The organism is Sanguibacter gelidistatuariae, assembly GCF_900096585.1.
Classification (GTDB): Bacteria; Actinomycetota; Actinomycetes; order Actinomycetales; family Cellulomonadaceae; genus Sanguibacter; species Sanguibacter gelidistatuariae.
Genome location: NZ_FMYH01000001.1, coordinates 950,756 through 968,165, shown reverse-complemented (window position 1 = coordinate 968,165; position 17,410 = coordinate 950,756). Strand labels below are relative to the sequence as shown.

The 17,410-nt window shown below is 70.6% G+C and carries 15 protein-coding genes, 1 tRNA gene and 1 pseudogene; 8 read left to right on the top strand and 9 right to left on the bottom strand.

The features are described from left to right. Positions 1-24: 24 nt before the first annotated feature. The 6 genes and pseudogenes from iolB to BLQ50_RS04300 all read left to right on the top strand — a co-directional run bounded on the left by iolB (position 25) and on the right by BLQ50_RS04300 (position 6,959). Positions 25-960, top strand: a complete 936-nt coding sequence (iolB, locus tag BLQ50_RS04325) for a 5-deoxy-glucuronate isomerase (RefSeq protein ID WP_093181428.1) — start codon at positions 25-27, stop codon at positions 958-960. Continuing rightward, positions 957-2,882, top strand: coding sequence for a 3D-(3,5/4)-trihydroxycyclohexane-1,2-dione acylhydrolase (decyclizing) (iolD, locus tag BLQ50_RS04320; protein WP_093181426.1), 1,926 nt, complete (start codon positions 957-959; stop codon positions 2,880-2,882). The genes iolB and iolD overlap by 4 nt, the downstream gene beginning before the upstream one ends. A 48-nt stretch (positions 2,883-2,930) precedes the next feature. After that, complete coding sequence (locus BLQ50_RS04315; RefSeq protein ID WP_093181425.1) at positions 2,931-4,436, top strand: CoA-acylating methylmalonate-semialdehyde dehydrogenase; 1,506 nt, start codon at positions 2,931-2,933, stop codon at positions 4,434-4,436. A 49-nt stretch (positions 4,437-4,485) separates the two neighbouring features. Next, entirely contained in the window at positions 4,486-5,475 is a 990-nt protein-coding gene (gene iolG, locus BLQ50_RS04310) for an inositol 2-dehydrogenase (protein ID WP_093181424.1), read from the top strand. Positions 5,476-5,522: 47 nt separating this feature from the next. Beyond that, positions 5,523-6,317, top strand: a pseudogene (locus BLQ50_RS04305) (TIM barrel protein); the annotation flags it as partial. A 132-nt stretch (positions 6,318-6,449) separates the two neighbouring features. Beyond that, positions 6,450-6,959 carry a hypothetical protein gene (locus BLQ50_RS04300; RefSeq protein ID WP_093181422.1) on the top strand — a complete coding sequence of 170 codons (510 nt, stop codon included), beginning with the start codon at positions 6,450-6,452 and terminating at the stop codon, positions 6,957-6,959. Between the two features lie 38 nt (positions 6,960-6,997). Here the strand turns inward: BLQ50_RS04300 and BLQ50_RS04295 are convergent. From BLQ50_RS04295 to tmk, 5 genes are all read right to left on the bottom strand, one after another. Continuing rightward, positions 6,998-7,073 (bottom strand) — tRNA-Thr (locus tag BLQ50_RS04295). A gap of 167 nt (positions 7,074-7,240) precedes the next feature. Further along, a complete protein-coding gene (locus BLQ50_RS04290) occupies positions 7,241-8,314 on the bottom strand; it encodes a Fic family protein (protein ID WP_245700874.1) in 1,074 nt (357 codons plus the stop codon). Positions 8,315-8,572: 258 nt separating this feature from the next. Further along, on the bottom strand, positions 8,573-10,219 hold the full coding sequence (locus BLQ50_RS04285; RefSeq protein WP_245700873.1) for an alpha/beta hydrolase: 1,647 nt from the start codon (positions 10,217-10,219) through the stop codon (positions 8,573-8,575). An 89-nt stretch (positions 10,220-10,308) separates the two neighbouring features. Then, positions 10,309-11,445 carry a DNA polymerase III subunit delta' gene (locus tag BLQ50_RS04280; RefSeq protein WP_093181406.1) on the bottom strand — a complete coding sequence of 379 codons (1,137 nt, stop codon included), beginning with the start codon at positions 11,443-11,445 and terminating at the stop codon, positions 10,309-10,311. A gap of 1 nt (position 11,446) precedes the next feature. After that, the gene (gene tmk, locus BLQ50_RS04275; RefSeq protein ID WP_093181397.1) at positions 11,447-12,136 is read right to left on the bottom strand and encodes a dTMP kinase; all 690 of its coding nucleotides are present in this window, start codon (positions 12,134-12,136) and stop codon (positions 11,447-11,449) included. A gap of 76 nt (positions 12,137-12,212) precedes the next feature. Here tmk and BLQ50_RS04270 point away from each other — a divergent pair, with 76 nt between their 5' ends. Next, a complete protein-coding gene (locus BLQ50_RS04270) occupies positions 12,213-12,878 on the top strand; it encodes an HAD-IA family hydrolase (RefSeq protein ID WP_093181719.1) in 666 nt (221 codons plus the stop codon). Between the two features lie 188 nt (positions 12,879-13,066). Here BLQ50_RS04270 and BLQ50_RS04265 read toward each other — a convergent pair whose 3' ends face one another. Continuing rightward, positions 13,067-13,552, bottom strand: coding sequence for a MarR family winged helix-turn-helix transcriptional regulator (locus tag BLQ50_RS04265; RefSeq protein WP_245700872.1), 486 nt, complete (start codon positions 13,550-13,552; stop codon positions 13,067-13,069). A gap of 122 nt (positions 13,553-13,674) precedes the next feature. Here BLQ50_RS04265 and BLQ50_RS04260 point away from each other — a divergent pair, with 122 nt between their 5' ends. Continuing rightward, complete coding sequence (locus BLQ50_RS04260) at positions 13,675-13,890, top strand: hypothetical protein (protein WP_093181396.1); 216 nt, start codon at positions 13,675-13,677, stop codon at positions 13,888-13,890. Between the two features lie 21 nt (positions 13,891-13,911). Here the strand turns inward: BLQ50_RS04260 and BLQ50_RS04255 are convergent, their stop codons facing one another. From BLQ50_RS04255 to BLQ50_RS04245, 3 genes are all read right to left on the bottom strand, one after another. Next, a complete protein-coding gene (locus BLQ50_RS04255) occupies positions 13,912-14,964 on the bottom strand; it encodes a Gfo/Idh/MocA family protein (protein ID WP_093181393.1) in 1,053 nt (350 codons plus the stop codon). Further along, positions 14,961-16,019, bottom strand: a complete 1,059-nt coding sequence (locus BLQ50_RS04250) for a Gfo/Idh/MocA family protein (RefSeq protein WP_093181392.1) — start codon at positions 16,017-16,019, stop codon at positions 14,961-14,963. Before BLQ50_RS04250 ends, BLQ50_RS04255 begins: the two co-directional genes overlap by 4 nt. 118 nt (positions 16,020-16,137) lie before the next feature. Next, positions 16,138-17,400 (bottom strand): polysaccharide deacetylase family protein, encoded by a 1,263-nt coding sequence (locus BLQ50_RS04245; protein WP_245700871.1) that lies wholly within the window; start codon positions 17,398-17,400, stop codon positions 16,138-16,140. Positions 17,401-17,410: the final 10 nt, after the last annotated feature.

Genomic DNA, 17,410 nt, shown 5'->3' with positions numbered 1-17,410 from the left:
CAACGACCCGCAAGGAGCACCCCGATGAGCACGGACACCGAGCGGTATGTCGTCCGCGCCGCGACCTCCGGCCCGGTCGTCACCGACGTCTCACCCGAGAGCGCGGGCTGGGACTTCAGCGGACTGCGCGTGGTCACCCTCGCCCCCGGCGCGTCCCTCACGTGGCACCTCGAGCGCGACGAGGCCGCCCTCATCCCGCTGCGCGGCGGCGCCGAGCTCCTCGTCGACCTGCCCGACGGCGCGACCCGCCTCACGCTGACCGGTCGCCCCGACGTCTTCTCCGGACCGACCGACTTCGCCTACCTCCCGCTCGGCTCCACGGTGACCGTCACAGCGCCGAAGGGTGCGGCGTCGGGAAGCAGGATCGCCCTCGCGACCGCGCGGGCCACCCGGACGCTCCCGCTGCGGGTCGTCGCGGCCCAGGACGTACGCGTGGACCTGCGGGGCGCGGGCGCCGCGAGCCGGCAGGTCAACAACTACACGCTCGGCACCGACGTCGCAATCGACCACCTGCTCGTGTGCGAGGTCGTCACGCCGGGCGGCAACTGGTCCTCGTACCCGCCCCACAAGCACGACGTGCACTCCGGTGACGAGCGGGTCCTCGAGGAGATCTACTACTTCGAGGTCGCGGACGGGCCGGACGGCCCTGGCGTCGGATACCACCGCACCTACGGCACCCCCGAGCGCCCGATCGACGTGCTGGCCGAGGTCCGCACCGGCGACGTCGCGCTCGTGCCGCACGGCTTCCACGGCCCGTGCACCGCACCCCCGGGCTACGACCTCTACTACCTCAACGTGATGGCGGGTCCGGCACCGGACGGCACCTGGCTCTCGACTGACGACCCGCACCTGCACTGGGTGCGCGCGACCTGGGAGCACCAGGAGCTCGACCCGCGGCTGCCGCTGGCCACCCGCCCCGACAACGACGGCACCCCCTCGAAGGAGAAGGAACAGCCATGAGCACGCCCACCGAGTCAACGACGGTCCGCCTCACGGTCGGCCAGGCCCTCGTCCGGTTCCTCGCCCACCAGCGGAGCGAGCGTGACGGCACGACCCGGCCTCTCTTCGCCGGGGCCTTCGGGATCTTCGGGCACGGCAACGTGGCCGGCCTCGGGCAGGGCCTGCTGCAGGCCCATGTCGAGGCGGTCGACGCCGGCTTCGACGGCGACGAGCACGGACCCGACGAGCTGCCCTACTTCATGGCCCGCAACGAGCAGGGAATGGTGCACGCCGCCGTCGCCTACGCCCGCACGATGAACCGCCTGCAGACCTTCGCCTGCACCGCGTCGATCGGCCCCGGGTCGACGAACATGATCACGGGTGCGGCGCTGGCCACCGTCGACCGCATCCCCGTGCTGCTGCTGCCCTCGGACGTGTTCGCCACCCGCTTCCCCGACCCGGTCCTGCAGCAGCTGGAGCACCCGGGCGGACCCGACGTCAGCGTGAACGACGCCTTCCGGCCCGTGTCCCGCTACTTCGACCGGATCTGGCGCCCCGAGATGCTGCTCGCGAGCGCGCCGCAGGCTATGCGCGTGCTGACCGACCCGGCCGAGACCGGAGCCGTCACGCTCTCGCTGCCGCAGGACGTGCAGGCGCAGGCCTACGACTGGCCGCTCGAGTTCTTCCGCGACCGCACGTGGCACGTGGCACGTCCGGTTCCCGAGCCCGCCGCCCTGGCGCGCGCCGTCGACGTGATCCGATCCGCCAAGCGGCCGCTCGTCGTCGCGGGCGGCGGAGTCGTCTACTCCGAGGCCGCCGAGGCGCTGCGCGCCTTCGCGTCGGCCACCGGGATCCCCGTCGCGGACACCCAGGCGGGCAAGGGCGCGATCAGCTGGGACCACCCGCTCGCCGTCGGCGGCGTGGGATCCACCGGAAACGACGCCGCCAACGCGCTGGCCGCGAGCGCCGACGTCGTCATCGGGATCGGCACCCGCTACACCGACTTCACGACGGCGAGCCGCACCGTCTTCGCCGATCCGTCGGTCCGCTTCGTCAACATCAACGTCGCTGCCTTCGACGCCGCCAAGCACGGGGCCGAGATGGTCGTGGCCGACGCGCGCCACGGCCTGGAGGCGCTCACCCAGGCACTGGCCGGCTGGCGCACGGACGAGGCCTACCGCGGGGAGGTCACCGAGCGCGTGGCAGCCTGGCAGCGCGTCACCGACGAGTGCTACCACCGCGGGCACGGCCCGCTGCCGGCCCAGACCGAGGTGTTCGGGGCCCTGAACGACCTCATGGCGCCCGAGGACATCCTCATCAACGCCGCCGGCTCCATGCCGGGCGACCTGCAGGCACTGTGGCGGGCCTCCAGCCCGGTCCAGTACCACCTGGAGTACGGCTTCTCCTGCATGGGGTACGAGATCCCTGCGGCGCTGGGCGCCAAGCTCGCCCGGCCCGAGTCCGAGGTCGTCGCGATCGTGGGCGACGGCACGTACCAGATGCTCCCCCAGGAGCTCGCGACGATCGTGTCCGAGGGCATGAAGGTCATCGTGGTGCTGCTGGACAACCACGGGTACGCCTCGATCGGGGCACTGTCGGAGTCCCGCGGCTCGCAGCGCTTCGGCACCAAGTTCCGCCTGCGCGGGGCCCAGCGCGCGCACGACGGCGCTGTCCCCGCGGTGGACCTGGCCGCGAACGCCGCGTCCTTCGGGGCCCGCGTGCTGCGGGCCCGCACGATCGAGGACTTCCGCGCTGCGTACGCCGACGCGGCTGCCTCCCCCGTCACGACCGTCATCCACATCGAGACCGACCTCGAGGGCCCCAACCCCCCAGGGTCGGCGTGGTGGGACGTGCCCGTGTCCGAGGTGTCCACGCTCGCCAGCACGCAGGCCGCACGCACGGAGTACGACCAGGCGCGCACCGCGCAGCGCCGCTACCTGTAGGCCGTCCCCTCACCTTCCTCTGTCTGCCACCCTCACCAAGGAGCATCCGTGACCACCATCAGCCACTGGATCGACGGCGCCACCCGCACCGCCTCCGGCGACGCCACCCAGCCCGTGCACAACCCTGCCACCGGCGAGGTGATCGCCCAGCTCGAGCTGGGGACGGTCGCCGACGTCGACGTGGCCGTGGCCTCCGCAGCCGCCGCCTTCGCGACGTGGTCACAGTTCTCCCTGTCCAAGCGTTCGACCGTGCTCTTCCGCTTCCGTGAGCTGCTAGTGGCCAACACCCACGAGCTGGCCCTGCTGGTCAGCAGGGAGCACGGCAAGGTGGTCTCTGACGCCAAGGGCGAGATCGGGCGTGGCCTGGAGGTCGTGGAGTTCGCGTGCGGCCTCGCCCAGCTCCTCAAGGGCGAGTACTCCGAGCAGGCCGCGACCGGCATCGACGTGTTCTCTGTGCGGGAGCCGCTCGGCGTCGTCGCCGGGATCACGCCGTTCAACTTCCCCGTCATGGTGCCGCTGTGGATGGCGCCCATGGCCATCGCGTGCGGCAACGCGTTCATCCTCAAGCCCTCCGAGCGGGACCCGAGCGCCGCGCTCTTCCTCGCCGACCTGTGGAAGCAGGCCGGCCTGCCCGACGGCGTGTTCAGCGTGGTCCAGGGCGACAAGACGGTCGTGGACGCCCTCCTCCACCACCCCGACGTCGCCGCCGTCTCCTTCGTCGGCTCCACCCCGATCGCCCGGTACATCCACGCGACTGCGTCCGCCCGCGGCAAGCGGGTCCAGGCGCTCGGTGGGGCCAAGAACCACGGCGTGGTGCTGGCCGATGCGGACCTGGACGACGCCGTCGACCACCTCACCGCGGCCGCATTCGGCGCCGCCGGCGAGCGGTGCATGTCGCTGTCCGTCGCGGTCGTGGAAGACTCCGTCGCCGACATCCTCGTGGCCAAGCTCGCCGCCAAGGCGCGCGCCGTGAAGGTCACGGCTGGTGACCAGGACGGCGCCGACATGGGCCCGGTCATCACGGCCGCGGCCAAGGAGCGCATCGAGGGCCTCATCGCCTCGGCTGAGGCCGAGGGCGCGACCGTCGTGGTGGACGGCCGCGGGATCAGCGTGCCGGGCTACGAGGGCGGCTTCTTCGTCGGTCCCACGATCGTGGACCACGTCAATGCCGAGCACACCGTGTATGTGGAAGAGGTCTTCGGACCGGTCCTGGACATCGTGCGCGTCCGCGACCTGGCCGAGGCGATCGAGGTCATCAACGCCAACCCCTACGGCAACGGCACCGCGATCTTCACCGCCTCCGGCGAGGCGGCCCGCACCTTCCGCCGCAGCGTGAAGGTCGGCATGGTCGGCGTGAACGTGCCGATCCCCGTGCCCGTGGCCTGGCACTCCTTCGGCGGCTGGAAGGACTCGCTGTTCGGCGAGAGCCACGTGTACGGCCCCGATGGCGTGCGGTTCTACACCCGCGGCAAGGTCACCACGCAGCGCTGGCCGCACCGCGAGGCCGAACGCACCGCGGCGTCCTTCCACTTCTCTGCGGACTCCCAGAAGTAGCCCTCCCTCTCCCGCCCTTCCTTCCTTCCTGTCAATGGAGACACACATCATGCTCAGATTTGCCGTGATCGGTGCCGGGCGCATCGGCGCCGTCCACGCCGCGTCCATCGCGCAGCACCCCGACTGCGAGCTTGTCCTCGTGGCCGACCCCGACCTCGCGTCTGCGCAGCGGTTGGCGGCAGCCTCCGGGGGGCGCGCGACCGGCGTCGTGGACGACGTCTTCACGGACCACCGCGTGGACGCCGTCATCGTCGGCTCCCCCACCCGCTTCCACGTGGATCAGATCGTGGCGGCCGTCGCCGCGGGCAAGGCTGTGCTGGTCGAGAAGCCCGTGGACCTCGACCTGGCTCGGGTGGACGCCTGCCTGGCCGCCATCGGCGACCAGGCGCACCGCATCATGGTCGGCTTCAACCGGCGGTTCGACCCCGGGTTCGCCGAGATCCACGCTCACGTCCGCGACGGCGTGATCGGCCCCGTGGAGCAGCTCACGATCATCAGCCGGGACCCGGCGGCGCCGCCCGCCTCCTACGTGGCCGGGTCGGGAGGGATCTTCCGCGACATGACGATCCACGACCTCGACATGGCGCGGTTCATGCTCGGGGACATCACCCAGGTCCACGCCGTCGGACAGCACCTCGACGCCGACATCGAAGCAGCGGGCGACTGGGACGCCGCGGTGCTCACCCTCACCGCGGCGAGCGGCGCCGTTGCGACGATCATCAACTCGCGGCACTGCGCGACCGGCTACGACCAGCGCCTGGAGGCCTTCGGGCCGCTCGGCTCGCTCGAGGCGCTCAACCACACGGCCACGGCAGTGGTGCACCACAGCGCGACGACGTCGGGGGCCCGCGGTCGCTACCTCGACTTCTTCCTCGAGCGGTACACCAAGGCGTACGCGGCCGAGCTCGAGCACTTCGTGACGTCGATCCGCGACGGCGTGGCGCCCAGCCCGTCGTTGGCGGACGGCCGCGAAGCCCTCGCTCTGGCCGACGCCGCAACCCTCTCGGCGAACACCGGCCAGCCGGTCAAGGTCGCCTGACCCGCTCACGTCCCTCCACGTCATCACGCACCGAAGGAGCTAGTTATATGAACATCGCCGGAGCCCCCATCAGCTGGGGCGTGTGCGAGGTACCCGGTTGGGGCTTCCAGCTGGCCCCCGACCGCGTCCTGCGCGAGATGGCCGACCTCGGCCTGACCGCGACCGAGTTCGGTCCCCAGGGCTGGCTGCCGATCGCCCCCGCCGAGCGCGCGGCCGCGATCGCGCCGTTCGGTCTCAAGGCCGTCGGAGCGTTCGTGCCCGTGCTGCTGCACGATCCCGCCCACGATCCCGCCCCCGCCGTGGAGCTCGAGCTGGACAGCTTCGAGGCCGCCGGCGGCGACGTGCTCGTCCTGGCCGCCGCGACCGGCACCGACGGCTACGACACCCGCCCCGAGCTCGACGCAGCCGGCTGGACCACGCTGCTGGCCAACCTCGACCGGCTGCAGCAGATCGCGGCAGATCGCGGCATCCGCGCGACCCTCCACCCGCACGTGGGCACGATGGTCGAGACGGCGGACGACGTCGACAAGGTCTTGCGCGGCAGCACCATCCAGCTGTGCCTGGACACCGGCCACCTCCTCATCGGCGGCAGCGACCCGGCGCAGCTCGCCGAGACCTGGGCGGCCCGCATCAACCACGTCCACGCCAAAGACGTGCGCGCCGACCTGGCCGCGAAGGTCCGCTCCGGGGAGCTGACCTACACCGACGCAGTGCGCGCCGGGATCTACGTCCCCCTCGGCCAGGGCGACGTCGACCTGCCGCGCATCGTGCACGCGCTCGAGGCGGCCGGCTTCGACGGCTGGTACGTGCTCGAACAAGATACGATCCTGGCGACCGCACCCGACGACGAAGGCCCCGTCGCAGACGTGCGCATGTCGATGGCGTACCTGCGTTCCCTGTCCGCATGACCATGGCGGGACTGTTGCCCGTCACCGCGGCCACACGTGGAAGAGCGTTCTGAGAAGGAGACTTCGATGCAGTCGTCAAACCACAAGACCGCCCGCGTGGTGTCTGGTGTCTGTCTTGACGGCAAACCCCTCCTCCTGGTCGAGGACACGTGGTCTGCCGATAGTGAGGAGTCTCCGCTCGAGAGCTACCGGACGTGGGTCGCCGACTCAGGGGCAGAGATCCGGACGAGGACGTCCCCGGTCTCTTCGGATTCTGCTCTGAGTCTTGGTCAGAGAGTGGCTGATGCACTGTCCGGAACGATCATGGAGCGTCTCGTGATGGGTGGCGCATCACGAGAAGCCACGGTTGAGGCCATCCGGTGGGTCAACGCAGCGCAGGTCCGGGACGAGGCGGCCTGCCTCACGATTGACGGAGAACCCCGCCGCGGACTGTCCATCTCGGTTGACGGAACCGGCGCCCGCGGCGCGATCGCTGGAGAGACGCTTGTGCTGATGATCTCCCAAGCCCAGCTGGCGTCCCTCACGCTGGGGCCATTCGAGCAGCGCTCAACTCTGGGGTCGGAGACCGGGAAATGACTTCAGGCCAGACCGGAAACCCGGTCTGGCCTGAAGTGTGGAGCCGCCTAACAGAATCGAACTGTTGACCTTCTCATTACGAGTGAGACGCTCTACCGACTGAGCTAAGGCGGCTGGCTTCTCCTGTGTCCGGAGCGAGTCACTGACCCAGGTGAAGAACCGGCGCTAACTCTACAAGCCCAATCGCCACACGCCAAAATCACCCCGTAGCAGCGATGCGCCGATCCGCTGCTGGGATCCTCCCTGGGCCGATTCTGACCGACGAAGAGCCGATGTATCGCCTATCCGTGCGCCCTGCGTCCGGCTCGCCGGGCAAAATCGTCCATCGCTTCGAGGACAGCTGGCGCCTGCCAGATGCGGTCACGCCTGGCCGTGGTGACGAGCGTCAGAACTCCCGCGTCAGTGAGACGGTCGAGCGCATTACGCGCCGCTCGGACACCGATCCCCAGCTCCGCGGCGACGCGGTCGGCGTTGACGACGGGCTGACGCACGATCAGATCGATGAGTGGCCAGGCTGCCGAGTCAGACCGTGCGACCAGGCTCTCTCGCGCCGTCTCGCGCCATGCGGTCATGTCAGCGGCGAGCTGACGACCATTGACGACCGCGGCGAAGGCAGCCTTGCTCGCCTGGACCACGATCTGATCCGGGTCCCCCTCGCGGTATGCGGTCAGCGCATCGAAGTAACGGGTCGTGTCCCGCAGCAGCCCGGAGGAGACCGGTACGGTCGAGTGACGTGTCAGGCCGCTACCGCGCAGAAGCGTGTGCATGATGGCACGTCCGGTCCGTCCGTTACCGTCGAGGAACGGGTGGATGGTCTCAAACTGGGCGTGCACGAGAGAAGCCTGGGCAAGCACCGGAAGGTCATTCCGGCCGGCGAATGCGACGAGATCGTCGATGAGCTCGGGGACTCGGTCAGCGTGCGGAGGGATGAACTCCGCACCATGGGGACTGATGTCAGACCCGCCGATCCACACCTGCTCGGTGCGCCACGCGCCCACGATGTCGGGATCGGAATGCCCAAGGAGCGCCTCGTGGGTATCCAGGATCGTCGTGCCGGTGATGCGCGGCCCTGCATCGAGGGCGCGCTGCATGGCACGGACGTTCGCGACGATCAGCTCGCTGTTCTGCTTCGAGGCGAGGTCCAGCTCGGCGATCGCGATGTTCCGCGCATTGGACGTCAGCCTCTCGATCTGCGAAGAGGATGCGGACTCGCTGCGCAGGAGGATTGCTGGCATCGGGACGGGGAGCACGGCCATCTCGGCATCGAAGCGGATGATCTCGGCGCTCGCGCGCAACTCCTCGGCGAGCGTCTCGGGCGCCAGCCTGACCTGCAGGTCGGCGATGAAGGCAGGCACGGCCGCCCCATATGGGCGCTCCGTGCGATGGCGTTGCCACACATCGAGGTGACCCGGGTCGATGCGCGAGGTCCATTCGCGCGGTTCCGTGCCGATCGCAGGCCAGGTCCCAGTGGTCATAACGTTCCCTACCGTCGATCCTTACGGAAGGCTAACACCTTAACCTTCCGTAAGCGGCTCACTTACGGAAGGCTAAATGTGCCAAAGTCTCCTCATGACGGGTGAGGCACTCGACCGCCTAGGCCGAAGCCGTGCCGATCAGCACATCGGGTCCGACGCGGGCACCGTGCCCTTGACGAAGTAGTCGTCGACCGTGTCGAGGACGCAGGCGTTGGACGTGCCGTACGCGGTGTGACCCTCGCCGTCGTACGTCACCAGGACGCCCGAGTCGAGCTGCTCGGCGAGCCCCTGCGCCCACACGTAGGGCGTCGCTGGGTCGTTCGTCGTGCCGACCACCAGGATCGGTGGCGCGCCCTGAGCGGCCAGGTCGAAGTTCTTCTCCACCTGCGGGAACGGCCAGTTCTTGCAGCCGAGACCGCCGTAGCCGAAGAACTCGCCCATCGTCGGTGCGGCCGCGAGGATCTCGGCCGCCTCGGCGTCCATCACTGCCCGGTCGGTCTCGCCGCGGTCGTCGAGGCAGTTGATCGCCCTGAAGGCCTCACCCTGGTTGTCGGAGTAGGTGCCGTCCGCGTTGCGGGAGTTGTAGCTGTCGGCACTGGCCAGCAGCGAAGTTCCGTCACCGTTCATGGCGTCGGTGAGCGCTGTCGTGAGCTTGCTCCACAGGGACTGGGAGTACAGCGGCTGGGCGATGCCGTAGAAGGCGAGCGTCTGGGTGAGCGGGCGTGCCGGGTCGTCGGTGGGCAGCGGGTTCGCCAGGATCTGGTCGAAGAGCGCCTTCACCTGCGCCATGCCGTCGTCGGCCGAGCCGGTCAGGGGGCAGTCGCTGCCCCCGAGGCAGTCGGTCACATAGGCGCGCAGCGCGTTCTCGAAGCCGACGGCCTGCTGCAGACTCTGCTCCTGGGACGTCAGGCGCAGGTCGATCGCGCCGTCGAGCACCATCCGCCCGACCTTCTCGGGGAAGATCCCGGCGTAGGTCGCACCCAGCTGGGTCCCGTAGGAGAACCCGAGGTAGTTGAGCTTCGAGTCGCCCACCACCTGACGGATGACGTCCATGTCGCGGGCCGCGCTCTGGGTGTCCACCTCTCCGAGCACCGCGCCGGTGTTGGCCAGGCACGCCTCGCCGAAGGCCGTGGCGTCCGCCTCCATGGCGGCTAGTCCGGCGTCGTCGGTCGTGTACGTCTTTGCGTCGGCGACGTCCCGTTCGGCGTCGGTCAGGCACGCGACGGGGCTGGACTCCCCGACCCCGCGCGGGTCGAAGCCCAGGATGTCGAAGTTGTCGAGGAGCGGGGTGCCGAAGAAGAACGGCGTGTAGTCGACGAAGTCCACGCCGGAACCGCCCGGGCCGCCGGGGTTGATGAGGATGGTGCCCATCGACGTCCCCTTCGCGGGGTGACGCTTGGCGCCGATCGTGATGGTGTCTCCGGTCGGGTTGTCCCAGTCCAGGGGGACCATGATGTCGGCGCACTCGAAGCCCGATCCGCAGGAGGTCCAGTCGACCGTCTGCTCGTAGAAGGGCAGCAGCTCGGCGGGGATCCCGTCGACGGACAGCCCCGGGTCGGTTGAGGTCGAGGTGGGGTCGGCGCCGGGGGTGACACCGGTCTGGACCTTGGCCGCGGGAGACGTGCACCCGGCGAGCACAAGCGCGGCGCCCACCAGGACCGCCGCCGCGCGCCCGCGCCGGCTCCCCAGCCGATGCGGCGCGGCTTCGAGGGACGACGAGCCCGCCGAATCTGTGGGCGGTGAGGAGTCTGCGGGCGCGGTCGAGGCGTTACGAACGAAAGTCACGACCCAAACGTAACGAACCTTGAGGTCAATCGACACTCACAGGTGGGGAGGTCCTGGAGAGAAGCCCTCCGGTCCCGCCCCTGGTCGCCTCAGCCCTGCGGGCGAAGCGCGATGGCCATCGCCTCGAGGGCCAGCACCGGCGAGACATTCCCACCGAGCCGGGTGCGTGCCACCCCGATCGCGTCCATCCGGCGGATCGTCTGCTCCGGCGTCGACTCCTCCGCGAGGGTGCGTACGGTCTCGTCGAGCTCGACGTTGACCAGGTCGACCTCGGCCCGCAGCTGGACCATGAGCACGTCGCGGTAGAGGGAGAGCAGGTCGATCATGGACCGGTCGATCACGTCCCGCTGTCGCCGGGTGGCCCGGCGCTTCTGGTCATCCTCGAGCTGCTTGACCTGGGACCGCAGCGACGGCGGGAGGGTCTGCCCGGCCTCGGCGCCGAGCGAGCGCAGCAGGGCAGCCTTCTCGGTCGCGTCCCGTTCCTCGGTCGCGGCCTTGGCCTCGGTCTGGGCGACCTCGACGAGCTCGCCTGCGGCGATCACGGCGTCGGGCACGCCGCGGATCCGCCGGGCGATGGCGAGCACGGCCGCGCGCCGGTCGCGCGCGCCCGCGTCGCGGGCCAGGCGCCGGGCCAGGCCGATGTGCGACTGCGCGGCGCGCGCGCTGGTCAGGGCGGTCGCCGGGTCGATGCCGTCGCGGGCTACGAGCAGCGCCGCGACGTCCTCGACCGGCGGGATGCGCAGCGTCACGCCACGGCAGCGGGACCGGATGGTGACCATGACGTCTTGCGGGCTCGGCGCGCAGAGCAACCACACGGTCCGCGGCGGCGGCTCCTCGATCGCCTTGAGCAGCACGTTCGTGGTGCGCTCGGCCATGCGGTCGGCGTCCTCGATGAGGATGACCCGCCAGCGTCCCTGGGAGGGGGTGCGCGAGGCGGACATGATGAGCGAGCGCACCTCGTCGATCGCGATCGTCACCTTCTCGGTCGCGACGACGGTGAGGTCGGCGTGAGTGCCGGCGAGCGTCGTCGTGCATGCCTGGCAGTGACCACAGCCGCCCTGCTCGCACTGCAGCGCGGCGGCGAAGGCGCGCGCCGCGTTCGAGCGCCCGGACCCGGGCGGCCCGGTGAGCAGCCAGGCGTGCGTCATGGCCGCGGGGTCCGCGATCGCCCCGCGCAGCACAGCGACCGCGCTCTCCTGCCCGACGACGTCGTCCCAGACCGACATGTCAGCCGACCTGGGTGGGGCGCGGGTGGGCGGCGGGCTGCGCGGCGCTGGGCTGAGCGGCGGCGAGGCCGAGGCGGTCGGTGACAGCACGCCGGATCTGCGTCGCGATCGTCTCGATCGACGCGGCGGCGTCGAGCACGACCCAGCGGCCCGGGTCCTGGGCGGCGCGGTCGAGGAAGGCCTGGCGGGTGCGCTGGTGGAACTCGTCGCCGGCGCTCTCGAGCCGGTCCGGGGCCTCGGTCAGGCGCGCGGCCCCCGCCCTCGGGTCGAGGTCCAGCAGGATGGTGACCTGCGGCAGCAGCCCCTGCGTCGCCCACAGGGAGAGGTTCTCGACCTCGTCAATAGCCAGGGTGCGCCCGCCCGCCTGGTAGGCGATCGAGGAGTCGAGATAGCGGTCGGTGATGACGACATCCCCGCGGCTCAGCGCCGGGCGGATGAGGGAGGCGACGTGGTGGGCGCGGTCCGCGGCGTAGAGCAGCGCCTCGGTGCGCGGGTCCATGTGGTCCCCGTGCAGAACCGCCTGGCGCAGCACCAGCCCAAGGTCGGTCCCGCCGGGCTCGCGCGTCCAGACGACCTCGCGGCCGGTGACCTCCCGCAGCCACTCCCCCAGCAGGCGCGACTGGGTCGACTTGCCGACTCCGTCGCCGCCCTCGAAGGAGATGAAGAACCCTGACTGCTCCTGTGAACTCACGGCCCCAGCCTATCCGCGACCACCCACACTCCGGTCTGTCGCGACGCCCGCTCGGAGGCGACGTAGGGTCGTGGGCATGCTCACTCCCGGCCTCGCCTTCGCCGACCGCACCTTCGACGCGATCCTCTTCGACATGGACGGGACGCTGATCAGCTCGATCGCCGCGGTCGACCGCTCGTGGGCGCGGTGGGCCGGCGAGTACGGCTACGACTCCGAGACGTTCCAGATCTCGCACGGCACCCCCGCGCGCACGCTCGTCGAGCAGCTCGTCCCGCCCGAGCAGGTCGAGGAGGCGGTCGCCCGGATCAACGCGATCGAGCTGGCTGACACGGACGGTGTGCTGCTCCTACCTGGGACCGGATCGCTCTTCGAGGCACTGCCCGCCGATCGCCACGCGATCATCACGTCCTGCACGCGGGACCTCGCACTCGCTCGCATCGCCGCGGCAGGCATCACCGCTCCCGGCGTCGTGGTGACAGCCGACGACGTGGCGCACGGCAAGCCGGACCCGGAGCCCTTCGTGCTCGGGGCCGCCCTGCTGGGCTTCGCCCCATCCCGCTGCCTGGTCGTCGAGGACGCGCCGGCGGGCCTGGCCTCCGGCCGGGCAGCGGGCTGCGCGACCCTCGCGGTCAACGGCACCCACGACCTGACCGAGCTCGACGCCGACGCGCACGCGCCCGGACTTGCTCGGGTAGGCGTGGTGGTCGCCGCGGACGGCACCCTGCGGATCGTCGACCTCTAGAAAACCCGCCGACCGCCGCCCGGCCACCCCCGGTCCGCGGCCCCCGCTCGCCCGACCTCCGCCGAACTCGTGAGCCGCTCGCCGAGCTCGTGAGCCAGGGCGGTTCAGGACCGCGAACGTCCCGTGGCTCACGAGTTCGCCAGCGCGCTCACGAGTTCGGCGGAGGACGGAGGGCGGGTGTGGACGGGCTAGAGCGCCCCGGCGCGTTGACCGGCGTCGACCACCTTGGCCACCATGACGCGGATCTCGGTGAGCTCAACGACCGACATCCCGGTGCGTGCCACGACCTGGGCGGGGATACCCTCGGCCACCGCGCGCAGGGCCTGCCCGACGTCGGTCAGCGAGATGGTCACGACTCGCGCGTCGCGCTCAGAGCGAGTCTTGTGGACGTAGCCTAGGGTGTCCAGCCGCCGCACGAGCGGGGTCACGGTGGCCGGGTCGAGGTGCACCATCGCCGAGATCTCGCTCATCGACAGGTCGCCGTGCTCCCACAGCGCAAGCATGACGAGGTACTGCGGGTGGGTCAGGCGCAGCGGCTCCAGGAGCGGTCGGTAGATCGCCACCATCGCGCGAGCGGCTGCCGAGAGGGCGAAGCAGACCTGGCTCTCGAGGGCGAGCGGGTCGACCGCGGGGTCGAGGCCAGCGGAGGCGACAGGGGTCTGGACAGAGGTCACAGTGACATCGTAGGCACGGTGCGGCTAATCTTGGTACACAAATCATTTGTGCACCAAGCAGTGGGGAAGCTGAGATGTTCGGACGTCGCTCGACCAAACGTGCTGACCGCAGGTCCGCTGGCATGCGGATCACCGAGGGACTGCTGCCGATCTTCGGACCGGCCCAGGTCGGCGACTCGACGGCGCCCCTGCGCGCGGCCACCGAGGCCGAGCGCGGTCGCGACATTGCCCTGCGCACCGAACTGACCCGGGTGGTCGGACCGGACGGCAGCAGCTATGTGGTGGCGACACCGGTCGAGCCGGGGCCGAGCGCCCCGACCCCGCCCGACGCCGCGTAGGCAGCGCGGCCCGCTCCGGATCTACTCCCCCGGGTAGCGCACCCCGATCTGCGCCCGGATGCTGTCCATGATCTCCATGAGCTCCAGGCTCTGGTCGAGCGTCATCCGCGGGCTCTCGGTCAGCCCCGCCGCGACGCAGCGCGCCACCTCGGCGGCCTCGAACTGCTTGCCCTCGTCCAGGAGGTCGCCGGCGGCGTCGCGCACGCGGCCGTCATACTCCGTCACGCTGCCGTCCGCCGCCGTGACGGTGAAGGTCGTGGGCATGAGGTACCGCTCGGCGATCTCGATCCGCCCGGCCGAGCCCACGATCGTGGCGGTGTTCGGTGCGCTCGTGCGGATGGACGTGCTCAACGTCGCGAGGGCGTGATTGCCGTACCGCAGCACGATCGTCTCCTGCGCGTCGACCCCGGTCGAGGTCAGCAGGCCGGTCGCGCGGACCTCGTCGGGGGACCCGAGCAGGTCGACCGCGAAGGCCAAGGGGTAGATGCCCAGGTCGAGCAGCGCCCCGCCGGCCAGGTTCGGATCGAACATCCGGTGCTGGGCGTCGAAGGGGACGTCCACGTCGAAGCCTGCGCGGATCTCACGCACGTCGCCGATGTCACCCCGGCCGATGATCTCCCGGATCGCTGCCACGTGCGGCAGGTGCCGGGTCAGCATCGCCTCCATGGCGAACACCCCGGCGCCGCGGGCAGCGTCGATGACCGCGCGCGCCTCGGCGGCATTGCGGGTGAAGGCCTTCTCCACGAGGACGTGCTTGCCTGCGCCGATCGCGAGCAGCGCGTGGTCACGGTGGTGGGAGTGCGGGGTCGCGACGTAGATCGCGTCGACATCCGGGTCCGCCACGAGCTCCTCGTAGGAGCCGTAGGCCCGATCGATGCCGTGCCTGGCCGCGAAGGTCACGGCCTTGGCCACGTCACGAGACCCGGTCGCCAGGACGGTGCCGGCCGTGTGCTGGGCCACGGCGTCGGCGAAGGAGCCGCCGATGTTGCCCGCACCGAGCACGCCCCAGCGCAGCGACGGCGCGAGGCGTGGGTCGCCCGCGACGCCAGAGACGAGGACCGGCCGGGAGGTCATGCGACCACCTCACCGGGGAAGACGACGCCCACCTGGCGGCGGATGTCATCCATCGCCGCGAGCACGTCGAGCGTCCCTTGCCAGCTCATCCGCTCGGACTCGGTGTCACCGGCGTGCACCCGCGTCGCGACCTCGGCCGCCTCGAAGGCGAGCCCCGCCACGTCGGCGCGCGGCACCTCGCGGGTCCCTCCGTCTCGCAGCACGACGCGGTAACCGGTCGGCGCGTAGAAGGCGCCGTCGATCTCGATGCGCCCCTTGGTGCCGGTGATCGTGGCGGCCGTCGGTGTCGCGGCCCACAGCGTGCAGTTCAGCACGGCCTGCGTGCGTCCGGGGTAGTCGAAGATCATCGATACCTGGCCGTCGACCCCGGTCTCGGTGAGCGTACCCACCGCGGTGATCGACTCGGGGACGCCGAGGATGTCGTGGGCGAAGGAGACCGGGTACACCCCGAGGTCGAGCAGGGCGCCGCCGGCGAGGTCCGGGTTGAGGAGCCGGTGGGTGTCGGGAATGTCGAAGTACTGGCCGTGGTCCGCAGTGAGCGTGATGACGTCGCCGATCTCCCCGCTCGCGAGGACCTCGCGGATCGCCGCGATGTGCGGCAGGAAGCGGGTCCACATGGCCTCCATGACAAACACCCCGGCCGCACGCGCGGCTTCGAAGACCTCGGTCGCCTCGGCCGTGTTGCGGGCGAATGCCTTCTCCACGAGCACGTGCTTGCCCGCGGCGATAGCCAGCAGGGCGTGCTCGCGGTGGTGTGAGTGCGGCGTCGCGACGTAGACGACGTCGACGTCAGGGTCGGCGACGAGCGCCTCGTAGGAGGAGTGGACGCGAGAGGCAGCGGCGTCGGCACCCAGGTGGGCGTCGGCGAAGGAGCGGGCCTTGTCGGCCGAGCGTGATCCCACGGCGACGATCGAAGACGCGGTCGCCGTGGTGACGGCCTCGGCGAAAGCTCCGGCGATCCCTCCCGCCCCCAGGATGCCCCAGCGCACGGCGGGCGCCTGGTCGGGGTTGGGCACGGAGGAGGAGGCGGTCGTCACGTCAGTGTGGGAAGTCATGGAACAACGCTAGCCGACACCGCCGTCACCTGTGACATCGCTTTCACCAGCGAAGTCGCTGTCGGCCGGGCCTTGCGAGCCCCGTCCGCGCGCTCCCGTCCCCGCCGCGGCCGCGGCCTCAGAACACCGGCGCCCTGCCCTGGAGCTCGGCGAGGACCGCCGGGTCCTGCAGCTCCATCCAGGCGATGACGTCCTGGTAGGTGGCGCAGATCGTGCCAGGCTGACCGCAGACCTCGAGCATGAAGTCCCGGGCGGCCGGGTTGAAGGCGTTCCCGCTCCACTGGTTGAAGTGGTTCGCGACGAGCATCGGAGCCCGGTTGCCGGTCGAGACCGCCTCATACATGTGCCGGTACGTGCCCAGCACCGCGTCGTGGATCTCAGTGGCGCGCGCCGGCTCGTTCGTGGCCTTGTTGAACTTGTACCAGAAGTTGTAGTCCATGGCCATGACGTTCCCCAGCGTCGGGGACTGTGTGCTCTGCATCCGGAACTCCCACAGGCCGTTCTCTTGCTTGGGCCAGGCCATGCCGTTGCCCGGGATCGAGGAGTCGTAGGTCTGCCCGTGCGCAGCCCAGGCCGGGGCGATCTGCCCCCAGTCGCCCTCCAGGCAGGGGGTACGTCCGCCTGTGACGGAGGAGCGTGGCACCTGCAGTGCGGGGGCGTCGGGCAGGGAGTCGATGGTCTGCCAGTCGTCCCAGAACGTGAAGAACTGGTCGAGCTCGCTGTTCCAGTCCGCGGTGGACCACGCGCCCCCGCCAGGGGCGTTGTCCGCGCAGAAGTGCCCGTTGTAGTGCGTGCCGATCTCGTGGCCGGCGAGGTAGGCGGTGTTGAGGTCGCCCACGAGCGTCGTCACGTCGTCGGCACTACCACCGAAGCCGACCGACGCCTTGCCGCTGGTGTGCCCGGGGCCGGTATAGGCACCGCGCTGGTCGTCGGTGAGCAGGTAGATACCGGTCAGGAATCCCGTGAACCGGGCATCAACCTGGGCGGCCGCCTCGGAGAACTCCGTCCACCGCTCGTGCCAGCCCACCCCGTCGAAGGAGAAGATCACGAACTGCGGAGGCATCTCCCCCGGCGCCAGCTTGGTCATCGGGACGTTGGTCGCGGCGCGCGCCGGCGCGGGAGGGGGCGTCGGCGTCGGGCTGGGGGTCGGGCTGGGAGTGGGGGTCGGGCTCGGCGAGGGAGTCAGACTCGGGCTCGGCTCCGGAACCACCGATGGTGAGGCTGCCGTCGAAGGTGAGGCTGCCGCGGGAGGTGGCTCGGCGGCCGTCCCCGAGCACCCGGCCACGCCCACGAGCGCGAACGCACCGACGACCGCGGCCCACCGGCGGCGGGACGGGACAGACGTGAGGAACAGCGGAACAGACGATGACGTCGATGTCATCGGACCTCCT